We start from the raw sequence: 21,605 nt of genomic DNA, 5'->3' as shown, positions 1-21,605 counted from the left end.
CGTGCCCTACTCCCCTAGCGCCTCAGCGGCTTCGAGCCACTGCTCATCAAGCTCGTCGATTTGGGCTTGGAAGTCGTCGATCTGCTGCTGGAACTTGCCAAGCGCCTCGAAATCGGACGGGTCAGCGGCTGCCATGTCGGCCTGTGCCTGCTCGATCTTGCCGCGCAGCGTGTTCGTCTTGTTCTCGCAGCTGCGCATGCGCTTCTTCAGCTCGCGGATCTCGCCGCCGGAAAGCTGCGGGCCGTCGCCGGCAGCAGCGTCCTTCGCGCTCTCGCTTGCCGCTGTGCCCTGCGGCGCCTTTGCGTGCGCAACCGGCTTCGGCGCGCGTGCCGACATCTCCAGGTACTCGTCAACGCCGCGCGGCAAGTGGCGGATATGCCCATCTACCAGGGCGAATTGATGATCGGTGACGCGTTCCATCAGGAAGCGGTCGTGCGTGACCAAAAGCAGCGTGCCCGGCCATGCGTCCAACAGCTCCTCGATGGCGGCCAGCATGTCGGTGTCCATGTCGTTGCCCGGCTCGTCCAGGATGAGCACGTTTGGCTCGTCGAGCAAGATGAGCATAAGGGCCAGACGGCGCTTTTGACCGCCGGACAGGTCGCACACCGGCTCGTTAAGGTCGGCACGCGAGAAGCCCAGCTTCTCCAACAGCTGCGCAGGTGTCATCTCCTTGCCGTCGAGCATCATGCGGCGCGTGTAGTTGCTAATCACCTGACGAACGCGGTCGTCACCGAAGCGGGTGAGGTTGTCCAGATGCTGCGACAGCACCGCGAACTTCACCGTTTTGCCGATCTTCACGAAGCCCGATGTGGGCGCCTGCACGCCCTGGATCACCTTCAAAAGCGTGGTTTTGCCCACGCCGTTGGCGCCGACGATGCCGTAACGATCGCCAGGCCCGATGATCCAGTCCACGCCGTCGAGCACAGGCGCGGGCTTGCCGTCGAAGCGCACCGTGACGTTCTTCAGCTCCACCACCTGCTTGCCCAGGCGCGCCATGGCCATGCGCTTGAGCTCCAGCTCGTTGCGCAACGGCGGCACGTCGGCGATCAGCTCGTGCGCGGCGTCCACGCGGAACTTCGGCTTCGTTCCGCGAGCCTTCGGGCCGCGCGCCAGCCAGGCAAGCTCGCGGCGCAGGGCGTTCTGCCGCTTCTCCTCTGCCAGAGCAGCCAAACGGTCGCGCTCGACGCGCTGCAGGATGTACGCGGAGAAGCCGCCTTCGAACGGCTCGACCACGCGGTCGTGCACCTCCCACATGCGCGTGCACACCTCGTCCAAAAACCAGCGGTCGTGCGTGACCACCAGCAATGCGCCCTGACCGGCGCGCCAGCGGTTCTTCAGATGGTTCGCCAGCCAGGTAATGGCGCGAACGTCCAGATGGTTGGTAGGCTCGTCAAGTGCCAGAATGTCCCAGTCGCCGATGAGCAGGCGCACCAGGTCGACGCGGCGGCGCTGGCCGCCGGAAAGCGTGCCCACCTTCGCATCCCAAGGGATGTCGCTGGCAAGGCCTGCGATGATGTCGCGGATGCGCGCGTCGCCGGCCCATTCGTATTCGGGGATATCGCCCACCACGGCGCGCTCGACGGTGTCGTCGTCGCTCAGCTTGTCGAACTGCCCTAGCACGCCCACGCGCACGGCACCGTTGCGCAGCACGCGGCCCTCGTCGGGCTCGAGCATGCCCGCCATCACCGACAGCAGCGTGGACTTGCCGTCGCCGTTGCGGCCCACGATGCCGATGCGATCGCCCTCGTCAACGCCCAGCGACACGCTTTCGAACACCGTTTTCGTGGGGAAATCCACGCGCACTTTCTCGCAGCCCAGCATAAACGCCATAGGTACCAACTTCCTTGCATATATAAGCGCCTTGGCCGCAACCGCGCCAAAAGCGCGAACGCGACCAAGGACCTGCATCGATTCCAACGCACCATGATATCAAATGCCCAGCCAACTATCGCCCGAGCCTCGCAATGCTGCCCGCCTACGACTTGGTCATCACGGCGACGGTCATCCAGGTGCGTTCGTAGGGGCGGTAGTAAGTGTGGTATTCCACCAGGTTGAAGCCGTCCTTTTGGCTGAGGTCGGAAATGTCGCGCGGCAGGCTGTCGTTTTGCGCCTGGCCCAGGCAGATGAAGGTGCCATGGAAGTTGTTGAAGATGATTTCCCAGCTCATCTTGCTGACAAGCGTGGGCGAATACGCCATGTACGCACGGTCCCAGTTGCCCTTCTGCCAATCCATATAGGTTTGCGGGATGTCGGGGCACATGACCGATGTGACGCCCATGTAGCCGATATCGGTGGACACAACCAGGGGCGACTGGCCGCCGTTCTGGTCGGCAACGCGGTCGACCGTTTCGCGGAACTGCTGCACGGGAACGTTGTTGGCCGGGTCGTAGTCATCGCGCACAAGCAGCGCCTGGTTCACCACGGAAGCCGCCAGCGTGACTGCCACCACGCCTGCCACCAGCGGTTTCGTACGCACATGCGACAGCACCGCCGCAATGGCGAACAGCAGCGGGCCGATGGCCACGAACAAGTAGCGGTAATACAAGATCATCGAGTTCATGACCATGGACGCCGTCCAGGAAATGGCGAACACGCCGAAGTACACCACCAGCGCAGCAGCTACCGGCGCAATAGGATCGGAGACGAGCCACGCGTAAAAGCGCTTCAAGCGCAGATGCTTCACGGGGTAGGCGGCCGCGCTCGCGCTCGCGCTCGCGGCTCCGTCCGTGCGCTGCGCCTTCGCCGCCGCGATCTGCTGCTTGCGCGCTGCGCGATGCAGCCCGATGCGCCATGCGGCCCAACGCGCTGCCCACGCGATCAAGAACGCCAGCACCACCGCGGCGGCATAACCGATGCCCTGCACGAGCACCTGCGGCACCACACCGTAGCTGCCGCGCGCCGCAAACGACAAGGGGCTCGTCAAAAACGCGTACGTGGCCAGCTCGATATAGGTGGTCGGGAACACGATCTTCGCCCAGTAGGTGCCACCTACCACGCCCATCTGGCTGGTCACGGCGGTGACGATCCACGGCAGGTACAGCGCTACCTGGGCAACGCAGCCGATGATCAGCACGCGCAGCGGTGCGCCCGCGCAAACGGCCTGCTCAGGCAGCGGATTGGAGCCGCTCTTGCGATGCCGCCAAGCACGCGCCCCAAGTGCGAATAGCAGCACGACATTGATCATGAACGCCGACATGGCGCCGAAATAATGCAGGTACGCGCACGCCAAGCTGGACGCGAAGCACGTGATCCACCAGCGCCGCGGCGTGCCCGCCCAGCATTTAAGCCCCCGAGCTGCCTCCGCGATGCGTGCCGGCGGCGTGGCCAACTGCGTGCCGATGATGCGTATGGCGTAGATAAAGCACAGCATCACGGCGAACGTGGCCCATGAGTACATGCGGATCTCAACGGCCATCAGCGAAATGTAAGGCGTGAACAGGGCGAAGAAGCTGAACAGCACGCCGGTCGCCCAGCCATGGTCGCGACGAACATGGGTATATCCCAGCACCGCCATAGCGATGGCGCCCGCCACGGTGAACAGGCGATATATGGTGATGTTCTGCCCGAACACCAGGTTCAGCACGTGCAGCGCCCAGTAGATCAACACGGGGTGCACGTCTCCGGAACTGTAGTACCAGATGTCGGCGAAGCTGTGGTTTGCGATTCCCACCGAGTAGCTTTCGTCGAACCACACGTTGCCGTGGAACGCGTCGGCGAGCAAGAAGGCGGCACCTGCAACAAGCAGGAGGATATGGAACGCGCTTGATGATAAACGTACGTGCGCGCCGCGTGAGAGCTTCATGTTGTTTGCCTTCGCCTAGAAACCTGTCATAATGCGCTGCTAGTCTAACATTGCATGCACAAGCGGGAATAACCTGCGTAGAAAAACCCGGGGGCTACCCTAGGGTTTTCACAACCGCAGGTAGATAAGGTAAGAGGGGCATTATGAGCGTCACGTTCCATGCGGACGACTACGGCATTACCGAACAGCAGGCCGCCGACATCCTTAAGCTGTCGCAGGTTTGCGGCGGCCAGGGCGCGTTGTCGTCGGTCAGCATCTTCGCGAACAGCCCCGCCTTCGAGGCGGCCGCCGAGATGGCGCGGCCCTACGTGGAATCCGGCAAGCTTGCCATGGCGTTGCACCTCAACCTGGTCGAGGGCCGTCCGTGCGCGCCGGTTGCGGAGGTTCCCCTGTTGGTCAACCAGCGCGGCACGTTCGCCAACGATTTCGTCGGCCTTCTGAAACTGTCGATGGGTGCGCAGCGCTGGGCGTTCCGTCAACAGCTCCAGCGCGAATGCGTTGCGCAGATTCAGCGTTATCTGACCGCATTTCCCCAGATGAAACGTACGATGCGCGTGGATAGCCACCAGCACACGCATGCGGTGCCGGCCGTGTTCGACGCGCTTTCCCAGGCAGTTGCGGAGCTGGGGGTCACGGTCACGCATCTGCGCTGCCCCATCGAGCCTTTGGCGCCGCACCGTGCTGCCGGCAGCAACATGCCTCCTGTCAACCTGGCGAAGGATGCGCTCATCACGTGGTTGTGGCGCAAGAACCGCGGCAAGATGCCCGCCGCATGCGAGGTCCCGCTGTTCTGCGGCGTGGTGCTCTCGGGCGCCATGGACACGGTCGATTGGCCGCTCCTGGATGCGTTCGAAAGCCTGGCAGCCGACCGCGGCAAGAACGTCCAGGTGCTGTTCCACCCGGTCAGCGTGCCGATCGAGCAATGTCTCGACCCGGAAAACGCCCCCTTCGCCGGCGCCTGCGCATCCGAGGCCCGCAACCGCGAAGCCGAACGCCTACGCTACCTGGCCGAAACCCATCGATAGCTGCCACACCGAACCCGCGGGTTGCACGCCGGCCGCTGTCCCTCAACCCGCCACACGGCGGCCAAATCCCATCCCCAGCCGGTGACCGATTATCACCGGTTATCGGACGCATCGGAAAAACAAGAATCAGGGGATTGACAGTACCCCGAACGCTTGTGCTATAGTTGGGATGCACCCGAGGGCGAAAGCCCTATTCTTCAAGGACCGATGAAATGACGCACGTCGGCGTCAGGCTGATCGGCCCATCAAGTTTCACCACCACAACTGAAGAAGAAGCCGATATGCGACCGCAAGCGTGGCTTGTTGCGCCCTGTCGTCTTGCTCAGCGCGTCTTCGCGCTGCTTACTGCATGACGAAAGCCGCAGCTTTGCGTTGCGCATCCCCGTCGGCCGGCAACGCTGCTGCGCCGCTTCCAGGATAGCGCGACGCAATGCGGCACGGCGGCAGCGCGCACCCATGCCTCGTCACGCGGTCTTCGGTAACCTGCGCCCTCGAAAGGATCGAACATGTGCGTTTCCACCTATTCCCCACTCATCCTGCATGAAACCTGCGAAGGCATCCAGCGCTTCGACGTGCGCGACCAGATGCTGGCCGACCGCCAGATCGAGCTGGCCGGCCCCATCGACGCGAGCTCGGTCGCCTGCGCCGCGCGCTGCCTGCTTCACCTGCAGAAATGCGACCCGCAAGCACCCGTCACGCTGTTTATCAACAGCCCCGGCGGCGAGGTGCAGTCGGGGCTTGCGCTCTACGACGTCATGCGCGCCATCTCCTGCCCGGTGCACACCGTGTGCATCGGCACGGCGGCCAGTATGGCGGCGTTGCTGTTCGTCGCAGGAGACCGACGTGACATGCTGCCCCACAGCCGCGTCATGATCCACGACCCGCTCATCGGCTCCATGGGCGGCAGCGCGCTATCCGTGAAGGCGCGCGCCGACGACCTCATGCGCATCCGCGACATCACGGCCGCCGTGATCGCCGAGCACACCGGCATGACGCTTGACCAGGTGTTCCAGCTAACCGCGCAAGACACCTACTTCGAAGCCGAAGCCGCCGTCGAAGCCGGTCTGGCCGACCGCGTGATCCACGAGCTGTAAGGAGAGGCAACCATGCTCAAGAACAACACCCCCGCTTTTGCCGCCAACGCCCCGACCGACCCCGCAGGCGCCGCAGAACGCAGCGCCTACCAGGGCAGCATGCTGCTCACGGCCAACCGCACGGCCGACACCGACACGTGGCGAAGCGGCCTGAGCAACAACGTGCTCGTGCTTGGCAGCTCGGGCTGCGGTAAGACGCGCAACCACCTGAAGCCGAACCTGTTGCAGGCCCAAGGCTCCTACATCGTGCTCGACTCCAAGGGCATCTTGTATCGCGAAATGGCCCCGTACCTGCGCAAACAAGGTTACCAAGTGGACCAGCTCGACTTTGTGGGCATGAACGGCACGCTGGGGTACAACCCGCTCGACCACATCCGATGTCAAGACGGGCATCCTGCCGAGCAGGACATCATCGCCATCGCCTCCGCGCTCTGCCCGCGCGAAGACCACGAGAGCGACCCGTTCTGGGCGCTTGCCGCCGCGAACTATCTGACCAGCTACATCGCCTACGTCCTTGAGGCGATGCCCGAGCAGGACCGGACCATGGCCGAGGTCATCCGCGTGTTCGATGAAGCCTGCTCCGGGCATGCCGAGCGTCTGTTCGACGAGCTGGAGCGCAAAAATCCCGGCAGCTACGCCGTGAAGCTGCGCCGGCGGGCCCAAACGACGATCAGGGCCGAGCGCATGCACGCAAGTATCGTCGGCATCATCGCGGCGAGCCTGCTGCCGCTGGGCTTCACCGGCGCCATGGCCGCCTACCAATGCCCGCGGCGCGTGGACTTCCACGAGTTTGGCCGCAAGCACTGCGCGCTGTTCGTCACCATCGACGACATGGACACCAGCTTGCGCCCCCTGACCAGCCTTTTCATCCGCCAAGCGTTTTCGTCCCTGTGCGATGCCGCCGACCACGGCTCCCCCGACGGGCGCCTGGCCGTGCCGGTTCGGCTGATGCTCGACGACTTCGCCAACCTCAACGTGGCGAACTTCGACAACATCCTGTCCGTCACGCGCAGCCGCGAGATCAGCTGCACCATCGTCTGCCAAACCGTCAGCCAGCTGGAAGCGCGCTACGGCAAGCCGGCGGCGAACTCGATCATCGGCAACTGCGACCATCAGCTGGTCCTGGGGTTTCAGGACGAGGCGACGGCGCGCTATTTCAGCTTGCGCGCGAACAAACCCGCCGCAAGTTTGCTTGCCACGCCGACCGATCGCTGGTGGCTGTTCCAGCGCGGGCATGCGGCCGTGTGCGACAAAGCCTACCAGCTGGAGCAGCATCCGCGTTACGCCGACCTTGCGGCCTGCGGGCAGGCCGAGCCGGGTGCAGACCTTACGGAGATGTGGCTGGACGACATCGACCAGGAGTTTTTCGACTTCGAGGAGCTAGGGCCCGAGGACCTCGAGCTTTTCGGGGATGCGAACGCCGCCTAGCGTAATGCCGCCGCAAGGTACAATAACCTGCAGGCAAACCGCACGCGAGGCGCCGCACCGGCGGCGCCTCGCGTCCTTCCCGCATCCGAAAGGAACCTCATGGACTTCTATAACCTGCTCTACCACGGATACACCGGCGAATATCAGCTGGTCAGCTCCTTGTATCGCAACGGGCTCGACGCCGTGCGGCCGCCTGCGGACATGGGAGTGGACGTCGTCTCGCTCAACCTGAAGGCGCAGCTCGAGAACCCGCAAGCAGCCCCCGAAACCTTCTTCTTCCAGGTGAAAACCGCCTCAACGCCCATCAACGACGCCTCCATGAGCAACGGGCTTCGTGCATTGACCACCGTGCAATTCAAGCTAAAGGAATCCGAGGTCGACCTGTTGGGCAAAAGTTCCGACCGTGCGCTTGTGTGTTACGTCTACAGCAACGACAACGACGCGCTCGCCGACGCTACCGAAGCGCCCTTCCTGTATTTCTGGCTCGACGGCACACGCATCGAGAACATCCGCCGCGCGGGCGCTTTTTTCCAGCAGCCCGGCGAGGCGAAGCTGACGCTTTCCTGCCAGCTGCGCAAGCCCGCAAGCGAGGCCGGCCACTGGTACGCCGTGATCGTCGACAAGCACGGGCGACAGGTCGAAGAGGGCTACTTAGGCACCGTCGACGGCGACAACGAGCACACCCTCGCCTCCGACGGGGCCAACCACTACAGCATCAAGGGCTACCTTGATTTCGCACGTCGAATGCGTGGAAACCAGCAGCCCGGCGAAGCCTTCGGCGCATGCCAGGGCGGCTGTGCGGCAGGCCCCGGCCCCGAAAACGCCCTTGGCGACCTTTGGCGTGCCGACGTCGAAGCCTCCTTCGGTCGGCCTTCGGCCTCTGCGGAACGAAAGGGCCCAGACGACGATTCCCCGTTCCGCTAACGCCTGCGCCATCCGGCCATCGCCTACGTATCCGAGGCCCACTACCAACCAATCGCCCTTGGTACCCCTTCCCTCATAGCCGGTCACCGCTTGCAACCGGTATTTCCTGTTCTTTCCCTATACGCTCGCAAGCTCCCCTTCCGCCGATTGGGACATCCCGCTATACTAAATAAGTTACGCACGAAACAACCCACCGGCCTTGCCGCCGCGCATGCGCGCCCGCGCAAAGCCGGTTTTTGCGGAAAGGAACCCCATGCCAACGCTGGCAGAACACATCGCGTCGCGTCGCACGTTCGCGATCATCTCGCACCCCGACGCGGGCAAAACCACGCTGACCGAGAAGCTGCTGCTGTATTCAGGCAGCATCCAGACCGCCGGCTCGGTCAAGGGAAAGGCAAGCTCGAAGCATGCCGTTTCCGACTGGATGGACATCGAGAAGGAGCGCGGCATCTCCGTCACCTCCTCCGTGCTGCAGTTCGAGCACGACGGCTGCTGCGTCAACATCCTTGACACCCCCGGTCACCAGGATTTTTCCGAGGACACGTACCGTACGCTCATGGCCGCCGACGCCGCCGTCATGGTCATCGACGCCGCCAAGGGCGTCGAGGCGCAGACGAAGAAGCTGTTCAAGGTGTGCACGCTGCGCCACATCCCCATCTTCACGTTCGTGAACAAGATGGACCGCGAAAGCCGCGACCCGTTCGAGCTCATGGAGGAGATCGAAACGGTGCTCGGCATCGGCACCTACCCCATGAACTGGCCCATCGGCAACGGCCGCACGTTCCGCGGCGTGTTCGACCGCCAAACGCGCAACGTCATCGCCTTCGACGGCGAGGGCCGCGGCAACTCCACCAAGAAGGTCGCCGAGATCGAGGCCGAGCTGGGCGACGCAGCCCTTGACGAGCTCATCGGCTCCGACAACCACCAGAACCTCATGGACGACATCGAGCTGCTCGACGGCGCCGCCGACGAGTTCGACCTGGACGCGGTCCGCGCAGGCAAGCTGTCGCCGGTGTTCTTCGGCTCGGCGCTCACCAACTTCGGCGTGGAACCGTTCCTGAAGGAATTCCTGCGCCTGGCCCCCGCGCCTCTGCCCTACACCGACACGCTCTCGGGCGACCTGGTCGACCCGCAGCGCAAGGAGTTCTCCGGCTTCGTGTTCAAGATCCAGGCGAACATGGACAAGAACCACCGCGACCGCATCGCGTTCGTGCGCATCTGCTCGGGCAAGTTCGAGCGCGGCATGGAGGCGTTCCACGTGCAGGGCGGCAAGAAGCTGAAGCTGGCAACGGGCACGTCGCTCATGGCCGACGACCGCGCAACGGTTGACGAGGCCTACGCCGGCGACATCGTGGGCCTGTTCGACCCCGGCATCTTCAGCATCGGCGACACGGTGTGCAAGGGAGAGCACGTGCAGTTCCCGCCCATCCCCACGTTCTCGCCGGAGCATTTCGCGCGCATCACGCAGGTGAACACGCTCAAGCGCAAGCAGTTCGTGAAGGGCATGCATGAGCTGGCCCAGGAAGGCGCCGTGCAGATCTTCCGCGAGCCCGGTTTCGGCATGGAAAGCGTCATCTGCGGCGTCGTCGGCGTACTGCAACTCGACGTGCTTGAAACGCGCCTGAAGAACGAATACGGCGTGGAGGTGCGTCGCCAGGGCATGCCCTACACCGACATCCGCTGGATCGCCAACGACCTCAACGAGCTGGACACCTCGCGCCTGAACATCACACGCGACACCAAGCTGGTCGAGGACATGCGCGGCGGCAGGCTGCTGTTGTTCACGAACTCATGGAACGTGAACTGGGCCATCGACCACAACCCCGACCTAAAGCTGTCCGAGGTCGGCAACGTTAACTTCTAAACAGGTCGAAAGCCGCAGGTCAAGCAGCAGGCGATAACGGCGAAGATACGATAACCGAAACATAAAGCCGAGGGCGACGGCGTTTGCGAAAGCAGGCGCGCAAAGCCCTCGGCCCTTTTGTCTCAGCCGGTTTCGCCGCACGATGTCCGGTCCCCACGCCTGGGGGCACGCGGACATTGGAGGATGTTTCGGAAGTCATTTCCCTCATAGCCCTTGCGCAGTTGGACGCGCCGTGCATACTGTTCAACTTGAACGGTTTCTACGATGATCTGCGCGCGCTTCTCAATCGAATGAGCGATATGGGGCTGTCCTCGCCGCGCAGGCAGCGGGGCATGCATTTCGCAGATTCGCTTGAAGAGGTGGCCGACATCCTAGCTCCGTTGCACTAACCGTATCGTTTCTCCGAGTTGCCAGGAGCGTGAGCAATCATGGGCGTCCCCGACAAGCAGTACCCAATGACCGTATATCGCCTCATCCTTATGACGGCGGCCGCGGTTTGGGGCCTGGGCTTCGTGATCGGCAAAAGCGCCATCGCCACCGTGGGCGCCACGTGGTTCACCGCTATCCGCTTCCTTGGGGCAGGCATCGTGCTTGTCATCCTCTTGTTTCCCCACCTCAAGCGCAATTTCTGCCGTAAAACGCTGAAGGCGGGCCTGATCATCGGCGTTGCCACGTTCATGGGCTTCTGGACGCAATTCCTAGGTCTGGGCCTGACCACGCCCTCGAAGAACGCCTTTTTGAGCGCGTGCTATTGCCTGACCGTGCCGTTCATCTGGTGGGTGGTCTCGCGTCGCCGTCCGCCCGCAAAAACCCTTATCGCCGCGGCCATCTGCACCGTCGGCATCGGGCTGGTGTCGCTCACCGAGGGCTTTTCCATCAGCTTGGGCGACGGCGTCAGCATCGCCTCGGCGTTCCTCTACGGCGCCGAAATCGTGATCATCGGCCTGGTCATGCGCGACAACGACGTCCTGACCATCACCGTTATCCAACAGTTCACCGCCGGAATCCTGGCCCTGCTGCTCGCCTTTACCACGCAGCCCATGCCCACCATGACGCAGGTTGCCACGCCCGAGTTCATCGGCGCCATGACCTACGTTGCCATGCTCTCGGCGGCCTTCGGCGCCGTGGCTCAGAACACGGCCCAGGCCCACTTATCGCCCTCCGAGGCGGGGCTGCTCTGCTCGCTTGAAAGCGTGTTCTGCGCCCTGTTCAGCGTGGTGTTCTTCGGCGAGGTGCTCACAGCTCGCATGGCGGTGGGCTTCGCGTTCATCTTCGCCGCCATCGTGGCAACCCAGCTCGGTGACAAGGGCGGCGAAGCGGCTGTGGCCGACTCCGGTGCCCACGGATCTGCAGGTTGCGAAAGCCCCGCATCGGGAAAGCCCGCCAAGCGAAACCGCGGCCGAATCGCCCGCTGACCTGCGAGTATCGCAGCGGGTTCAACCGATTTCCCTAACTAGACGCGACAGATTCGGGCCCGCGATGCCATGTCCACCCTTACTCAACCGATGGCATTTCGGCCCCGTTTCGACGGGCCCGTCGCCACCAAACGCGCCTGCCCCATACCCCCGACAGTAAGTCCGCCGTGGGCAACACTTTGTTTCCGGCTTGTTTCGGCGGCTTCGGGGCTATAATGCCCAAGGAAGCAGCTATCTTTTATCCCTACGAACGTGCCGCGCGACAAGCAGCTGCAATGCGCGCCGGCAACCATGCGCCCAAGGAGAGAGAAGCATGACGAAGTTCAACCATGTCATCATCCGCCGCCCTGGTAAGTCGCTGTGCGACGGCATCACCAGCGCACCCGAGCTGGGCCAGCCCATCTACGAGCGCGCCATCGAGGAGCACTACGACTACGAGCATGCCCTCGAGCAGTGCGGCGTCGACGTCACCGTCCTGCCTGCCCTCGAGCAGTTCCCGGACAGCTGCTTCGTTGAGGACCCGGCCGTCATCACCCGCTGCGGCGCCATCATCACCAACCCCGGCGCTGCCAGCCGCAACGGTGAGAAGGACGAGATCGAGCCCGTGGTCCGTCGCTTCTTCGACGACGAGCACGTCAAGCACATCGTCGCCCCCGGCACCCTTGATGGCGGCGACGTCATGATGGTGGGCGACCACTTCTACGTGGGCCGCTCCGCCCGCACCAACGAAGAGGGCATCCGCCAGTTCTGCGAGATCCTGGCCGGTTGGGGCCTGGAGGGCTCCGAGGTCCCGCTGGAGGAGGTCCTGCACCTCAAGACCGGCGTGAACTACATCGAGGACAACAACATGCTGGTGTCCGGCGAGTTCATCGACAAGCCCGACTTCGCCAAGTACAACAAGGTCATCGTGCCCGAGGACGAGGCTTACGGCGCGAACTGCATCTGGGTCAACGGCACCGTCATCGTGGCGGAGGGCTACCCCACCGTGCTGAAAGCCGTCCAGGACCTGGGCTACAAGACGCTGGTGGTGGACACCTCCGAGTACCGCAAGATCGACGGCGGCCTGTCCTGCCTCAGCCTGCGCTTCTAGCACACGCTTAAAACGCGCGGTCCCGCAAAGCCCAAGCGCTTCGCGGGACCGGCAACAGAAAGGCCGGCGGGCGTTCGGGAAACCGAGCAAACCCGCGGGTCTTTCCGTATTCGGGGAACCGAATCGTAAAACACGAAGAGCCTGATTCCAGATGGGAATCAGGCTCTTCGCTTTCAGGGACGAGGAACCGTCCGCAAACCCCCGCTATATTTGTAGCTACGTCGCAATGCGCCCCGTCCGCCAGGGATCATCTTACCCGGCAATCGCGTGCAGCTGCTCGTCTTTCGCCTCCGGCGTGGGCACGTGGTAGGTGTTGCTCAGACGCATGCCGTTTTCCGCATAGCGGGCCACCGAGATGATGAAGCCCTCCTTGCGCAGGCGCAGGATGGCGCGGTCGACGGTCTTCAGGCTGACCTGCAGCGCTTCTGCGATGTCGCGCTTGGACTCGGAGCAGCCCGCTGCGCCGTACGAGGCGATGAAGCCCAGGATGAGCAGCTGCGAGTTCGTCAGCGTGCGCTTGCCGTCCGCAAGCGTGATGTCGTCATCGATTTCGGTTGTGGTCTCAGCGGTCATCTCAGTCGTCATAGTCCTTCTCCATAGGTTCGCGTTCCAATGCTTATGACCCCCGCTCGCCAACAACGCAAGGCGAGCAAAACCTGCAAGCTGAACCGGAGAATAAAAAAGCAGCCAGCTGCAGTGGCTCCCCGAAAGGGGAACTGTGCAACTGGCTGCCATTTCAGGCCCTATAGCTTTGCGTCATCACCTTTCGATGATTTTGCCGATTCGAAAAATAGCACGCGGCAAACCAATTGTCAAGGGGTGTCCGCCCCTCCCCATGGCAGGCCCCCTACCACGGGTTGCATCAACTCCCCAAAAGGCAGAACGGACACGTGGGACGAACCTCCAGATAATCAAGAAACGCCATGTCAACATGCCTTTCTACAGCAAATGAGCAGGACACGCCAGAGGACGATTCCCAACTCAAACCCGACATTCCGGCATCCCTACAACTCCCCGGTGTCGAGCCCTCGCACCCCTCGTCTTCGGCCCCTTCCGGCCGTACGCACCCACACTTTTCGCAATCTGTGGATACCCGTTCCGCATACGCTTGCGATTCTGTATTAACTCTTCATTAATTTACGACAATGCCGTAGTTATGCAGCTTGATACGTTATAAGTTGCGATAATCTATCTTCTTAGCATTTGGCAGGCGTTCGGCCACCTGCGGGTGCTGCAATCAACCGCTGAGCAGCATCTTCAAAGAAGAACACGTTCGCATAGTAGGTCAGGAGTCACACATGAGAGACATACGTGTCAGCGACATCACGATGAGGGAGGCAATCGCCTCCAAGGCGCTTTCCCTATCCTTCAAGGAAAAGCTAGAAATCGTGAAGATCCTAGACCGTATCGGCGTGGGCTCCATCGAGGTCGAGGGTATCGAATCCTCCAAGGTTGACAGCTTGCGAATCAAGTCCATCGCCTCCCTGGTGAAGAACAGCACGCTTGCCGTGCCGGTGAAAATGGACGAGGACAGCATCCAGGCCGTCTGGAACGCCGCGAAGGGCGCGAAGCACGTCCGTCTGCAGGTGGAAGCGGCCGTCAGCCCCTCCTGCATGGAGTACATCCAGCGCAAGAAGGCCGACACGCTGATCGCCGACGCCGCCGAGGCGGTGGCGAAGTGCGCCCAGCTCACCGACGACGTCGAGTTCGTGGCCATCGACGCCACCCGCACCGACGTGGCCTACCTGGCCCGCGTCATCGACGCCGTGGTCGCCGCCGGCGCCAAGACGGTCACCGTCTGCGATGCGGCCGGTTCCATGCTCCCCGAGGAGTTCGCCCAGTTCATCGCCGACCTGTACCAGGCCGCGCCCCAGCTCAAGGACATCGACCTGGGCATCTCGTGCTGCAACAACCTTAATATGGCCGACGCCTGCGCCGTGGCCGGCGTCATGGCCGGCGCCTCCATCGTCAAGGCCACGTCCTACCCCATGGGCGTCGTCGCGCTGGACAACGTCGCCCGCATCCTTGCCGCTAAGGCCGACGCCCTGGGCGCTCAGAGCAAGGTGCGCGTGACCGAGCTCAAGCGCGCCATGAACCAGATCTCCCGCCTGTGCTGCGACGACCGCTCCAAGGCGTCCCTGTTCACCGGCACCGTCTCCGAGGCCGTCGAAGGCGTGGTGCTCACCGCCGGCGACGACCAAGCCACCGTCATGCAGTACGTCGAGCGTCTGGGCTATAGCCTCTCCGACGAGGACGCCGATGCGGTGTTCGAGGCTTTCAAGAAGATCGCCGCCAGCAAGGAGCGCGTGAGCGCCACCGAGCTGGACGCCATCGTGGCCTCCGCCGCGCTGCAGGTGCCGCCCACCTACACCCTGGACGGCTACGTCATCAACTCCGGCCTGAGCTTCAAGGCCACCTCGCACATCTCGTTGCGTAAGAACGGCGAGCTCATCGAGGCCGTGTCCTTGGGCGACGGCCCCATCGACTCCTCGTTCAAGTCCATCGAATCGGTCGTGGGCAAGCACTACGAGCTTGACGACTTCAGCATCCAGGCCGTCACCGAGGGCCGCGAGGCCATGGGCGAGTCGGTCGTGAAGCTGATCGCTGACGGCAAGGTGTATTCCGGCCGCGGCATCTCCACCGACATCGTCGAGTCCAGCATCCGCGCGTACATCAACGCGCTCAACAAGATCGCCTACGAGGAGCAGAACTAATGAAGCTTTCCTTTTCCACCCGCGGCTGGGCTGACCACTCCTGGGACGAGCTCGTAAGCACCGCCCTTGAAATGGATTTCTCGGGCATCGAGATCCACAACCCCATCACCAACGCGGCGTTCACCGGCAAGGGCGGCCCGCTTGACCGCTACAACACGCAGGCGACGGCCCGCGCCCTGCGCGACAAGGGCCTTTCCATCCCCGCGTTCGACTCCTCGGTCGACATCTCGGCGGGCGAGCAGCAGGTTCAGGACGCCAAGGACCTTATCGACCTGGCTCAGGCCGCAAGCGTGGGCATGGTGTGCGTGGTCGTCCAGCATGACGACGAGGATGCCATCCACGCCGCGCTCTCCCAGCTGGTCCCCTACGCCGAGGAGCACGGCGTGGTGCTGCTGATCGAATCCAGCGGCATCTTCTCCAGCACCTCGCGCCTGACCGGCATCATGGACCGCTACGCCAGCGACTACCTGGGCGCCCTGTGGGACGTCCACAACGTCTACCGCGTGGGCGGCGAAAGCCCGGCGACCACCATCAAGAACCTGGGCGCCTACGTCAAGCACGTGCACATGCGCGACTCCGACGACGACGGCTCCTTCAATCTGGTGGGCGAAGGCACCCTGCCTATCGACGAGGTGGTACGCGCACTGTCCTCCATCGACTACGACGGCTTCGTGTCGCTTGAGTGGGACCCTGCGTGGATGGCCGACCTCACCGACATGGAGGTCATCTTCCCCCATTACGTCAACTACATGGAGCAGTTCGAGGACACCCGCGGCAAGCGCCGCACGCTCTACCTCAACCACGACGGCACCGGCGAGTACGTGTGGAAGAAGGACGAGCTCATCGACCTGACCTTCCCGCAGGTGCTCGACAAGATGGTCGAGTGCTTCCCCGACCAGTACTGCTTCAAGTACACCACGCTGGACTACACGCGCACCTACGAGGAGTTCCGCGACGATGTTGACACGTTCGCCCGCGCGCTCGTGTCGATGGGCGTCAAGCCCGGCAGCAAGGTTGCCATCTGGGCCACCAACGTACCTGCCTGGTACATCACGTTTTGGGCCGCCACGAAGATCGGCGCCGTGCTGGTCACGGTGAACACCGCCTACAAGATCCACGAGGCCGAGTACCTGCTGCGCCAGTCCGACACGCACACGCTGGTTATGATCGACAGCGCGCTGGACTCCAACTACCGCCAGATCATCAACGACCTGTGCCCCGAGATCGCCGACACCAAGCCCGGCGACCAGTTGCACTGCAAGCGCCTTCCCTTCCTGCGCAACGTCATCACCGTCGGTTTCGACATGCCCGGCTGCCTGAACTTCGAGCAGGCCATGGAGCGCTCCGAGCTGGTGCCGCTTGAGAAGATCCAGCGCATGGCCGCCGAGGTGCGCCCCGACGACGTGTGCAACATGCAGTACACCTCCGGCACCACGGGCTTCCCCAAGGGCGTCATGCTCACGCACCGCAACGTGGTCAACGACGGCAAGTGCATCGGCGACCGCATGGGCCTTTCCACCGCGGACCGCTTCATGATCCACGTGCCCATGTTCCACTGCTTCGGCATGACGCTGTCCATGACGTCGTCCATGACCCACGGCGCCACCATGTGCCCCATGCCCTACTTCAGCGCGAAGGCGTCGCTGCACTGCATCACGCAGGAGAAGGTGACCGCGTTCAACGGCGTGCCCACCATGTTCATCGCCATGTTCAACCACGCCGACTACCGCAAGACCGACTTCAGCCACATGCGCACCGGCATCATGGCCGGCGCCGGCTGCCCGCCCGAGCTCATGAAGCGCGCCGCGCAGCCCGATGAGATGAACATGACCGGCATCGTGTCGGTGTACGGCCAGACCGAATCGGCCCCGGGCTCCACCATGAGCGCCTGGACCGACCCGCTCGACCTGCGCACCGAGACCGTCGGCTACGCGTTCCCGCACGTGCAGTGCAAGATCATCGATCCTGAAACCGGCGAGGAGATGCCCGACGGCCAGATCGGCGAGTTCTGCTCGCGCGGCTACAACATCATGAAGGGCTACTACAAGATGCCCGATGCCACCTTCAAGACGGTGGACGAGGACGGCTGGCTGCACTCCGGCGACCTGCTCATGCGCGACGAGCGCGGTTGCTTCGTAGCCACTGGCCGCCTGAAGGACATGATCATCCGCGGCGGCGAGAACATCTACCCCAAGGAAATCGAGGACTTCGTCATCACGCACCCCAAGGTCAGCGACTGCCAGGTGGTGGGCGTGCCCGACGCGAAGTACGGCGAAGAAGCCCTGGCCTGCATCATTCTCCAGGACGGCGAGACCATGACCGAGCCCGAGATCCGCGAGTTCATGATGAGCAACATCGCGCGCCACAAGGTGCCCCGCTACATCAAGTTCGTGGAGTCCTACCCCATGAACGCCGCCGGCAAGATCCTCAAGTACAAGATGAGGGAAGCCGCCGTCGAGGAGCTGGGCCTTCAGAACCTGGTGAAGAAGTAGCAGCTTCCATACACCGACATTTCGCGGGGGCCGTTTTGCGCGCCCCCGCTCGCGTTTTCAAACCATCGTTGCGGAGAGGGGCTTCACAATGAGCAACTATGTAACCGTCGACGGCAACCAGGCTGCGGCCCACGTTGCCTACGACTTCACCGAGGTGGCGGCCATCTACCCCATCACGCCGTCCTCGCCCATGGCCGAGCACACCGACCGCTGGAGCGCCCAGGGCCGTCTGAACATGTTCGGCCAGCGCGTGCAGCTGACCGAGATGCAGTCCGAGGCCGGCGCCATCGCCGCCATCCACGGCGTGCTGCAGGCCGGCGGCCTGGGCACCAGCTTCACGTCCAGCCAGGGCCTCATGCTCATGGTGCCCGTGCTCTACCGCATCGCCGGCGAGCGCCTGCCAGGCGTCCTGCACGTTGCCAGCCGCACCGTGGGAACCCACGCCATGAGCATCTTCGGCGACCACTCCGACGTCATGGCGTGCCGCGACACCGGCTTCGCCCAGCTCAGCTCGGGAAGCGTCCAGGAGGCCGCCGACATGGCCGCCGTGGCGCACCTTGCCGCCGTGAAGGGAAGCATCCCGTTCATGCACTTCTTCGACGGCTTCCGCACCTCCCATGAGCTCTCGCGCATCGACATGCCCGACACCAAGGAGCTGACCGCGCTCATGGATACCGAGGCGCTCGACCGCTTCCGTGCGCGCGCCCTGAACCCCGAGCACCCCATGCTGCGCGCCACCGTGCAAAACGGCGACGTGTACTTCCAGGTGCGCGAGGCGAACAACACCGCATACGACCAGCTGGCCGACGTGGTCGAAGACGTCATGGCCCAGGTGGCCGGCGTGACCGGCCGCGAATACCACGTGTTCGACTACTACGGCGCCAACGACGCCACCGACGTGGTGGTGGCAATGGGCAGCGTGTCGGGAACCGCGCAGGAGGCGTGCGACTACCTGAACGCCCGCGCGCAGGCCGACGGCACGAGCAAGCGCTACGGCTTTCTGCAGGTGCACCTGTACCGCCCGTTCTCGGCGAAGCACTTCCTGGGCGCCCTTCCCGAAACCGTGCAGCGCATCGCGGTGCTCGACCGCTGCAAGTGCATGGGCTCGGCCGGCGAGCCGCTGTTCCTGGACGTTTCCAGCGTCATCGCCAACAGCAGCCGCGCGGGCAAGGTGACCGTCATCGGCGGCCGCTACGGCCTGTCGTCCAAGGACACCGACACCGCCCAGATCGTGGCCGTGTTCGACAACCTTGCCGCGGCCGAGCCCAAGCGCGGCTTCACCATCGGCATCACCGACGACGTGACGAACCTGTCGCTTCCCGTGCGCCCGCTCGACGATTTCGAGGACGGCGACACCTACAGCTGCAAGTTCTGGGGCCTGGGCGGCGACGGCACCGTTGGCGCGAACCACAACACTATCCGCATCCTGGGCGACTGCGCCGACATGTACGCGCAGGCATACTTCGAGTACGACTCCAAGAAGTCCTTCGGCGTGACCAAGTCCCACCTGCGCCTTTCGAAGAAGCCCATCCGCAGCACCTACTACGTGAAGCGCGCGGACTTCGTGGCCTGCCACAACCAAAGCTACGTGTGCCAGTACGACATGGTGCAGGAAGTGAAGCCCGGCGGCACCTTCCTGCTCAACACCAGCTGGACGCCCGAGGAGCTTGACGCCAACCTGCCCGGCAAGATGAAGCGTTACATCGCGCAAAACGGCATCCGCCTGTTCACCGTGGACGCAGTAGAGGTTGCGCAGCGCGTGGGCCTGGGCAGCCACATCAACACCGTGCTGCAGGCGGCGTTCTTCCAGATCGCGGGCCTGATGCCCGTCGAGGAGGCGCTCGACTACATGAAGGACGCTGCCCGCAAGTCCTACGCGCGCAAGGGCGACGCCGTGGTGGCCAAGAACGTGGCGGCCATCGAAGAGGGCGCGCAGAAGTGCGTAGAAGTCGCCGTGCCCGCCAGCTGGGCGGACGCCCCGCTCGACAAGAACGCTGCCAAGGCCGACGTGCCCGCGGTGGTCGAGAACATCCTGCGCCCCGTCAACGCGCAGAAGGGAGACGACCTGCCCGTCAGCGCCTTCGCCGGCTACGAGGACGGCGTCATCGACATGGGCCTGACCGCCTACGAGAAGCGCGGCATCGCCGTGAAGACGCCCGCGTGGAACGCCGAAGCGTGCATTCAGTGCAACCACTGCGCCTTCGTGTGCCCCCACGCCGCCATCCGCCCCTACCTGCTCGACCAGGACGAGGCGCAAAACGCCCCCGAAGGGTTCACGACCGTCGCGCTCAAGGGCGACAAGAACCTGCCCGAGGGCACGCGCTACGCCATCCAGGTCAGCCAGTTCGACTGCACCAGCTGCGGCAGCTGCGCAGATGTGTGTCCGTCCAGCGCGCTGGACATGCAGCCGGCCAAGCTCACCGACCAGGCCCGCAAGCTGTGGGACTACGGCCTGACCATCTCCGACAAGGACGGCGCATTCGACCCCTACACGGTGAAGGGCTCGCAGTTCAAGCAGCCGCTGCTTGAGTTCTCCGCCGCCTGCGCGGGCTGCGGCGAGACGCCCTACGCCAAGCTGCTCACCCAGCTGTTCGGCGACCGCGTGTACTGGGCGAACGCCACGGGCTGCTCGCAGGCCTGGGGCTCGCCGTTCCCCGGCATCCCCTACACGGTGAACAAGCGCGGCTTCGGTCCCGCTTGGACCAACAGCCTGTTCGAGAACAACGCAGAGCTTTCCCTGGGCCTGTTCCTGGGTTCCGTGCAGCAGCGCGCGGTTGAGAAGGCGCGCGTGGAGAAGCTGTCCCGCGCCCTGACGCACGGGCTGGAGAAGCCGAAGGCCGACGCGGGCGACACGCCCGACGCCGCCGCCATGACCGCGATGAAGGCCGCCTGCGAGGACTACCTTGCCGCGTTCGACGACTTCGACGCGTCGCGCAAGGCCGCAGATGCCCTGGTAGCATGCGCGCAGGCTTCCATGGACAAGCTGACCAACAGCGCCAAGGAAGTGTGCCAGGAGGTGCTCAAGTTCAAAGACCAGCTGGCGAAGAAGACGTTCTGGATGTTCGGCGGCGACGGCTGGGCCTACGACATCGGCTTCGGCGGTCTGGACCACGTGGTGGCCAGCGGCGCCAACGTCAACGTGCTGGTGGTGGACACCGAGGTGTACTCCAACACCGGCGGCCAAAGCTCCAAGGCTACGCCGGCGGGCGCCGTGGCGCAGTTCGCGGCCAGCGGCAAGAAGACCGGCAAGAAGGACCTGGGCGCCATCCTCATGAGCTACGGCAACGTCTACGTGGCGCAGGTGGCCATGGGCGCCAACTACAACCAGCTGGTCAAGGTGCTCAAGGAAGCCGAGGAGTACGAGGGCCCGTCCGTGATCATCGCCTACGCGCCCTGCACCTCGCACGGCCTAAAATGCGGCATGCACGACGTCCAGGGCGAGATGAAGCGAGCGGTGGAAAGCGGTTACTGGTCGCTGTACCATTACGACCCTCGCAAGGAGAACCCCATGACGCTGGACTCCAAGGAGCCCACCATGGACTACCTGGACTTTGTCGCCGGCGAGAACCGCTTCGCCTCGCTGACCAAGTCGTTCCCCGAAGAGGCCGAAAGGCTCTTCGAGCAGGGTAAAGAGGACGCCCTTCGCCGCTTCGACCACTACCGCCGCATGGCGCAGGAATAGTAAGCGAGCGGAGAAAGCGCCATAATGCACGAAGGCCCGCGAGCGCTCGGAAAACCGAGCAGCTCGCGGGCCTTT

14 protein-coding genes and 1 riboswitch are annotated in these 21,605 nt (G+C 63.7%); of the genes, 11 read left to right on the top strand and 3 right to left on the bottom strand.

Translation table 11 applies throughout. From position 1 onward, the window contains the following. Window positions 1–6: 6 nt before the first annotated feature. Window positions 7–1,830 (bottom strand): ABC-F family ATP-binding cassette domain-containing protein, encoded by a 1,824-nt coding sequence (locus SFHG_RS07625; RefSeq protein WP_042435874.1) that lies wholly within the window; start codon window positions 1,828–1,830, stop codon window positions 7–9. A 145-nt stretch (window positions 1,831–1,975) separates the two neighbouring features. Next, window positions 1,976–3,802, bottom strand: a complete 1,827-nt coding sequence (locus SFHG_RS07620; protein WP_042435871.1) for a hypothetical protein — start codon at window positions 3,800–3,802, stop codon at window positions 1,976–1,978. A 143-nt stretch (window positions 3,803–3,945) separates the two neighbouring features. Between SFHG_RS07620 and SFHG_RS07615 the strand changes: the two genes are divergently transcribed. The 8 genes from SFHG_RS07615 to SFHG_RS07580 all read left to right on the top strand — a co-directional run bounded on the left by SFHG_RS07615 (window position 3,946) and on the right by SFHG_RS07580 (window position 12,642). Continuing rightward, the gene (locus SFHG_RS07615) at window positions 3,946–4,827 is read left to right on the top strand and encodes a ChbG/HpnK family deacetylase (RefSeq protein WP_042435868.1); all 882 of its coding nucleotides are present in this window, start codon (window positions 3,946–3,948) and stop codon (window positions 4,825–4,827) included. A gap of 506 nt (window positions 4,828–5,333) precedes the next feature. Continuing rightward, on the top strand, window positions 5,334–5,921 hold the full coding sequence (locus SFHG_RS07610) for a ClpP family protease (protein WP_042435866.1): 588 nt from the start codon (window positions 5,334–5,336) through the stop codon (window positions 5,919–5,921). Between the two features lie 12 nt (window positions 5,922–5,933). Then, entirely contained in the window at window positions 5,934–7,349 is a 1,416-nt protein-coding gene (locus SFHG_RS07605; RefSeq protein WP_081469011.1) for a VirD4-like conjugal transfer protein, CD1115 family, read from the top strand. 99 nt (window positions 7,350–7,448) lie between these two features. Beyond that, on the top strand, window positions 7,449–8,273 hold the full coding sequence (locus SFHG_RS07600; protein WP_042435864.1) for a hypothetical protein: 825 nt from the start codon (window positions 7,449–7,451) through the stop codon (window positions 8,271–8,273). A gap of 253 nt (window positions 8,274–8,526) precedes the next feature. Beyond that, entirely contained in the window at window positions 8,527–10,137 is a 1,611-nt protein-coding gene (locus tag SFHG_RS07595) for a peptide chain release factor 3 (protein ID WP_042435862.1), read from the top strand. Window positions 10,138–10,220: 83 nt separating this feature from the next. Continuing rightward, window positions 10,221–10,526: an LOG family protein gene (locus SFHG_RS11260; RefSeq protein ID WP_081469010.1), complete on the top strand. Its 306-nt coding sequence runs from the start codon at window positions 10,221–10,223 to the stop codon at window positions 10,524–10,526. Window positions 10,527–10,592: 66 nt separating this feature from the next. Next, window positions 10,593–11,552 (top strand): DMT family transporter, encoded by a 960-nt coding sequence (locus SFHG_RS07585; RefSeq protein ID WP_042435861.1) that lies wholly within the window; start codon window positions 10,593–10,595, stop codon window positions 11,550–11,552. Window positions 11,553–11,865: 313 nt separating this feature from the next. After that, the gene (locus tag SFHG_RS07580) at window positions 11,866–12,642 is read left to right on the top strand and encodes a dimethylarginine dimethylaminohydrolase family protein (protein WP_042435858.1); all 777 of its coding nucleotides are present in this window, start codon (window positions 11,866–11,868) and stop codon (window positions 12,640–12,642) included. Window positions 12,643–12,894: 252 nt separating this feature from the next. On the opposite strand, the gene SFHG_RS07575 is transcribed toward SFHG_RS07580, so the two are convergent. Beyond that, a complete protein-coding gene (locus SFHG_RS07575) occupies window positions 12,895–13,227 on the bottom strand; it encodes a helix-turn-helix domain-containing protein (RefSeq protein ID WP_042435855.1) in 333 nt (110 codons plus the stop codon). 131 nt (window positions 13,228–13,358) lie between these two features. Next, window positions 13,359–13,432, bottom strand: a riboswitch (cyclic di-GMP riboswitch). 508 nt (window positions 13,433–13,940) lie between these two features. Here SFHG_RS07575 and SFHG_RS07570 point away from each other — a divergent pair. The 3 genes from SFHG_RS07570 to nifJ all read left to right on the top strand — a co-directional run bounded on the left by SFHG_RS07570 (window position 13,941) and on the right by nifJ (window position 21,530). Continuing rightward, entirely contained in the window at window positions 13,941–15,356 is a 1,416-nt protein-coding gene (locus SFHG_RS07570; RefSeq protein WP_042435852.1) for an alpha-isopropylmalate synthase regulatory domain-containing protein, read from the top strand. Then, entirely contained in the window at window positions 15,356–17,848 is a 2,493-nt protein-coding gene (locus SFHG_RS07565) for an AMP-binding protein (protein ID WP_042435849.1), read from the top strand. The genes SFHG_RS07570 and SFHG_RS07565 overlap by 1 nt, the downstream gene beginning before the upstream one ends. An 88-nt stretch (window positions 17,849–17,936) precedes the next feature. Beyond that, window positions 17,937–21,530 carry a pyruvate:ferredoxin (flavodoxin) oxidoreductase gene (gene nifJ / locus SFHG_RS07560; RefSeq protein ID WP_042435847.1) on the top strand — a complete coding sequence of 1,198 codons (3,594 nt, stop codon included), beginning with the start codon at window positions 17,937–17,939 and terminating at the stop codon, window positions 21,528–21,530. Window positions 21,531–21,605: the final 75 nt, after the last annotated feature.

Origin of the sequence: Senegalimassilia anaerobia JC110 (assembly GCF_000236865.1) — a bacterium.
GTDB lineage: Bacteria > Actinomycetota > Coriobacteriia > Coriobacteriales > Eggerthellaceae > Senegalimassilia > Senegalimassilia anaerobia.
The sequence above is the reverse complement of the archived record's forward strand: the minus strand, read 5'-3'. Positions and strand labels throughout refer to the sequence as shown.

Excerpts from the sequence above, each read along its gene's own strand:
- SFHG_RS07625 (WP_042435874.1), bottom strand. The coding sequence starts at position 1,830 with ATGGCGTTTATGCTGGGCTGCGAGAAAGTGCGCGTGGATTTCCCCACG.
- SFHG_RS07620 (WP_042435871.1), bottom strand. The coding sequence starts at position 3,802 with ATGAAGCTCTCACGCGGCGCGCACGTACGTTTATCATCAAGCGCGTTC.
- SFHG_RS07615 (WP_042435868.1), top strand. The coding sequence starts at position 3,946 with ATGAGCGTCACGTTCCATGCGGACGACTACGGCATTACCGAACAGCAG.
- SFHG_RS07610 (WP_042435866.1), top strand. The coding sequence starts at position 5,334 with ATGTGCGTTTCCACCTATTCCCCACTCATCCTGCATGAAACCTGCGAA.
- SFHG_RS07605 (WP_081469011.1), top strand. The coding sequence starts at position 5,934 with ATGCTCAAGAACAACACCCCCGCTTTTGCCGCCAACGCCCCGACCGAC.
- SFHG_RS07600 (WP_042435864.1), top strand. The coding sequence starts at position 7,449 with ATGGACTTCTATAACCTGCTCTACCACGGATACACCGGCGAATATCAG.
- SFHG_RS07595 (WP_042435862.1), top strand. The coding sequence starts at position 8,527 with ATGCCAACGCTGGCAGAACACATCGCGTCGCGTCGCACGTTCGCGATC.
- SFHG_RS07585 (WP_042435861.1), top strand. The coding sequence starts at position 10,593 with ATGACCGTATATCGCCTCATCCTTATGACGGCGGCCGCGGTTTGGGGC.
- SFHG_RS07580 (WP_042435858.1), top strand. The coding sequence starts at position 11,866 with ATGACGAAGTTCAACCATGTCATCATCCGCCGCCCTGGTAAGTCGCTG.
- SFHG_RS07575 (WP_042435855.1), bottom strand. The coding sequence starts at position 13,227 with ATGACGACTGAGATGACCGCTGAGACCACAACCGAAATCGATGACGAC.
- SFHG_RS07570 (WP_042435852.1), top strand. The coding sequence starts at position 13,941 with ATGAGAGACATACGTGTCAGCGACATCACGATGAGGGAGGCAATCGCC.
- SFHG_RS07565 (WP_042435849.1), top strand. The coding sequence starts at position 15,356 with ATGAAGCTTTCCTTTTCCACCCGCGGCTGGGCTGACCACTCCTGGGAC.
- nifJ (WP_042435847.1), top strand. The coding sequence starts at position 17,937 with ATGAGCAACTATGTAACCGTCGACGGCAACCAGGCTGCGGCCCACGTT.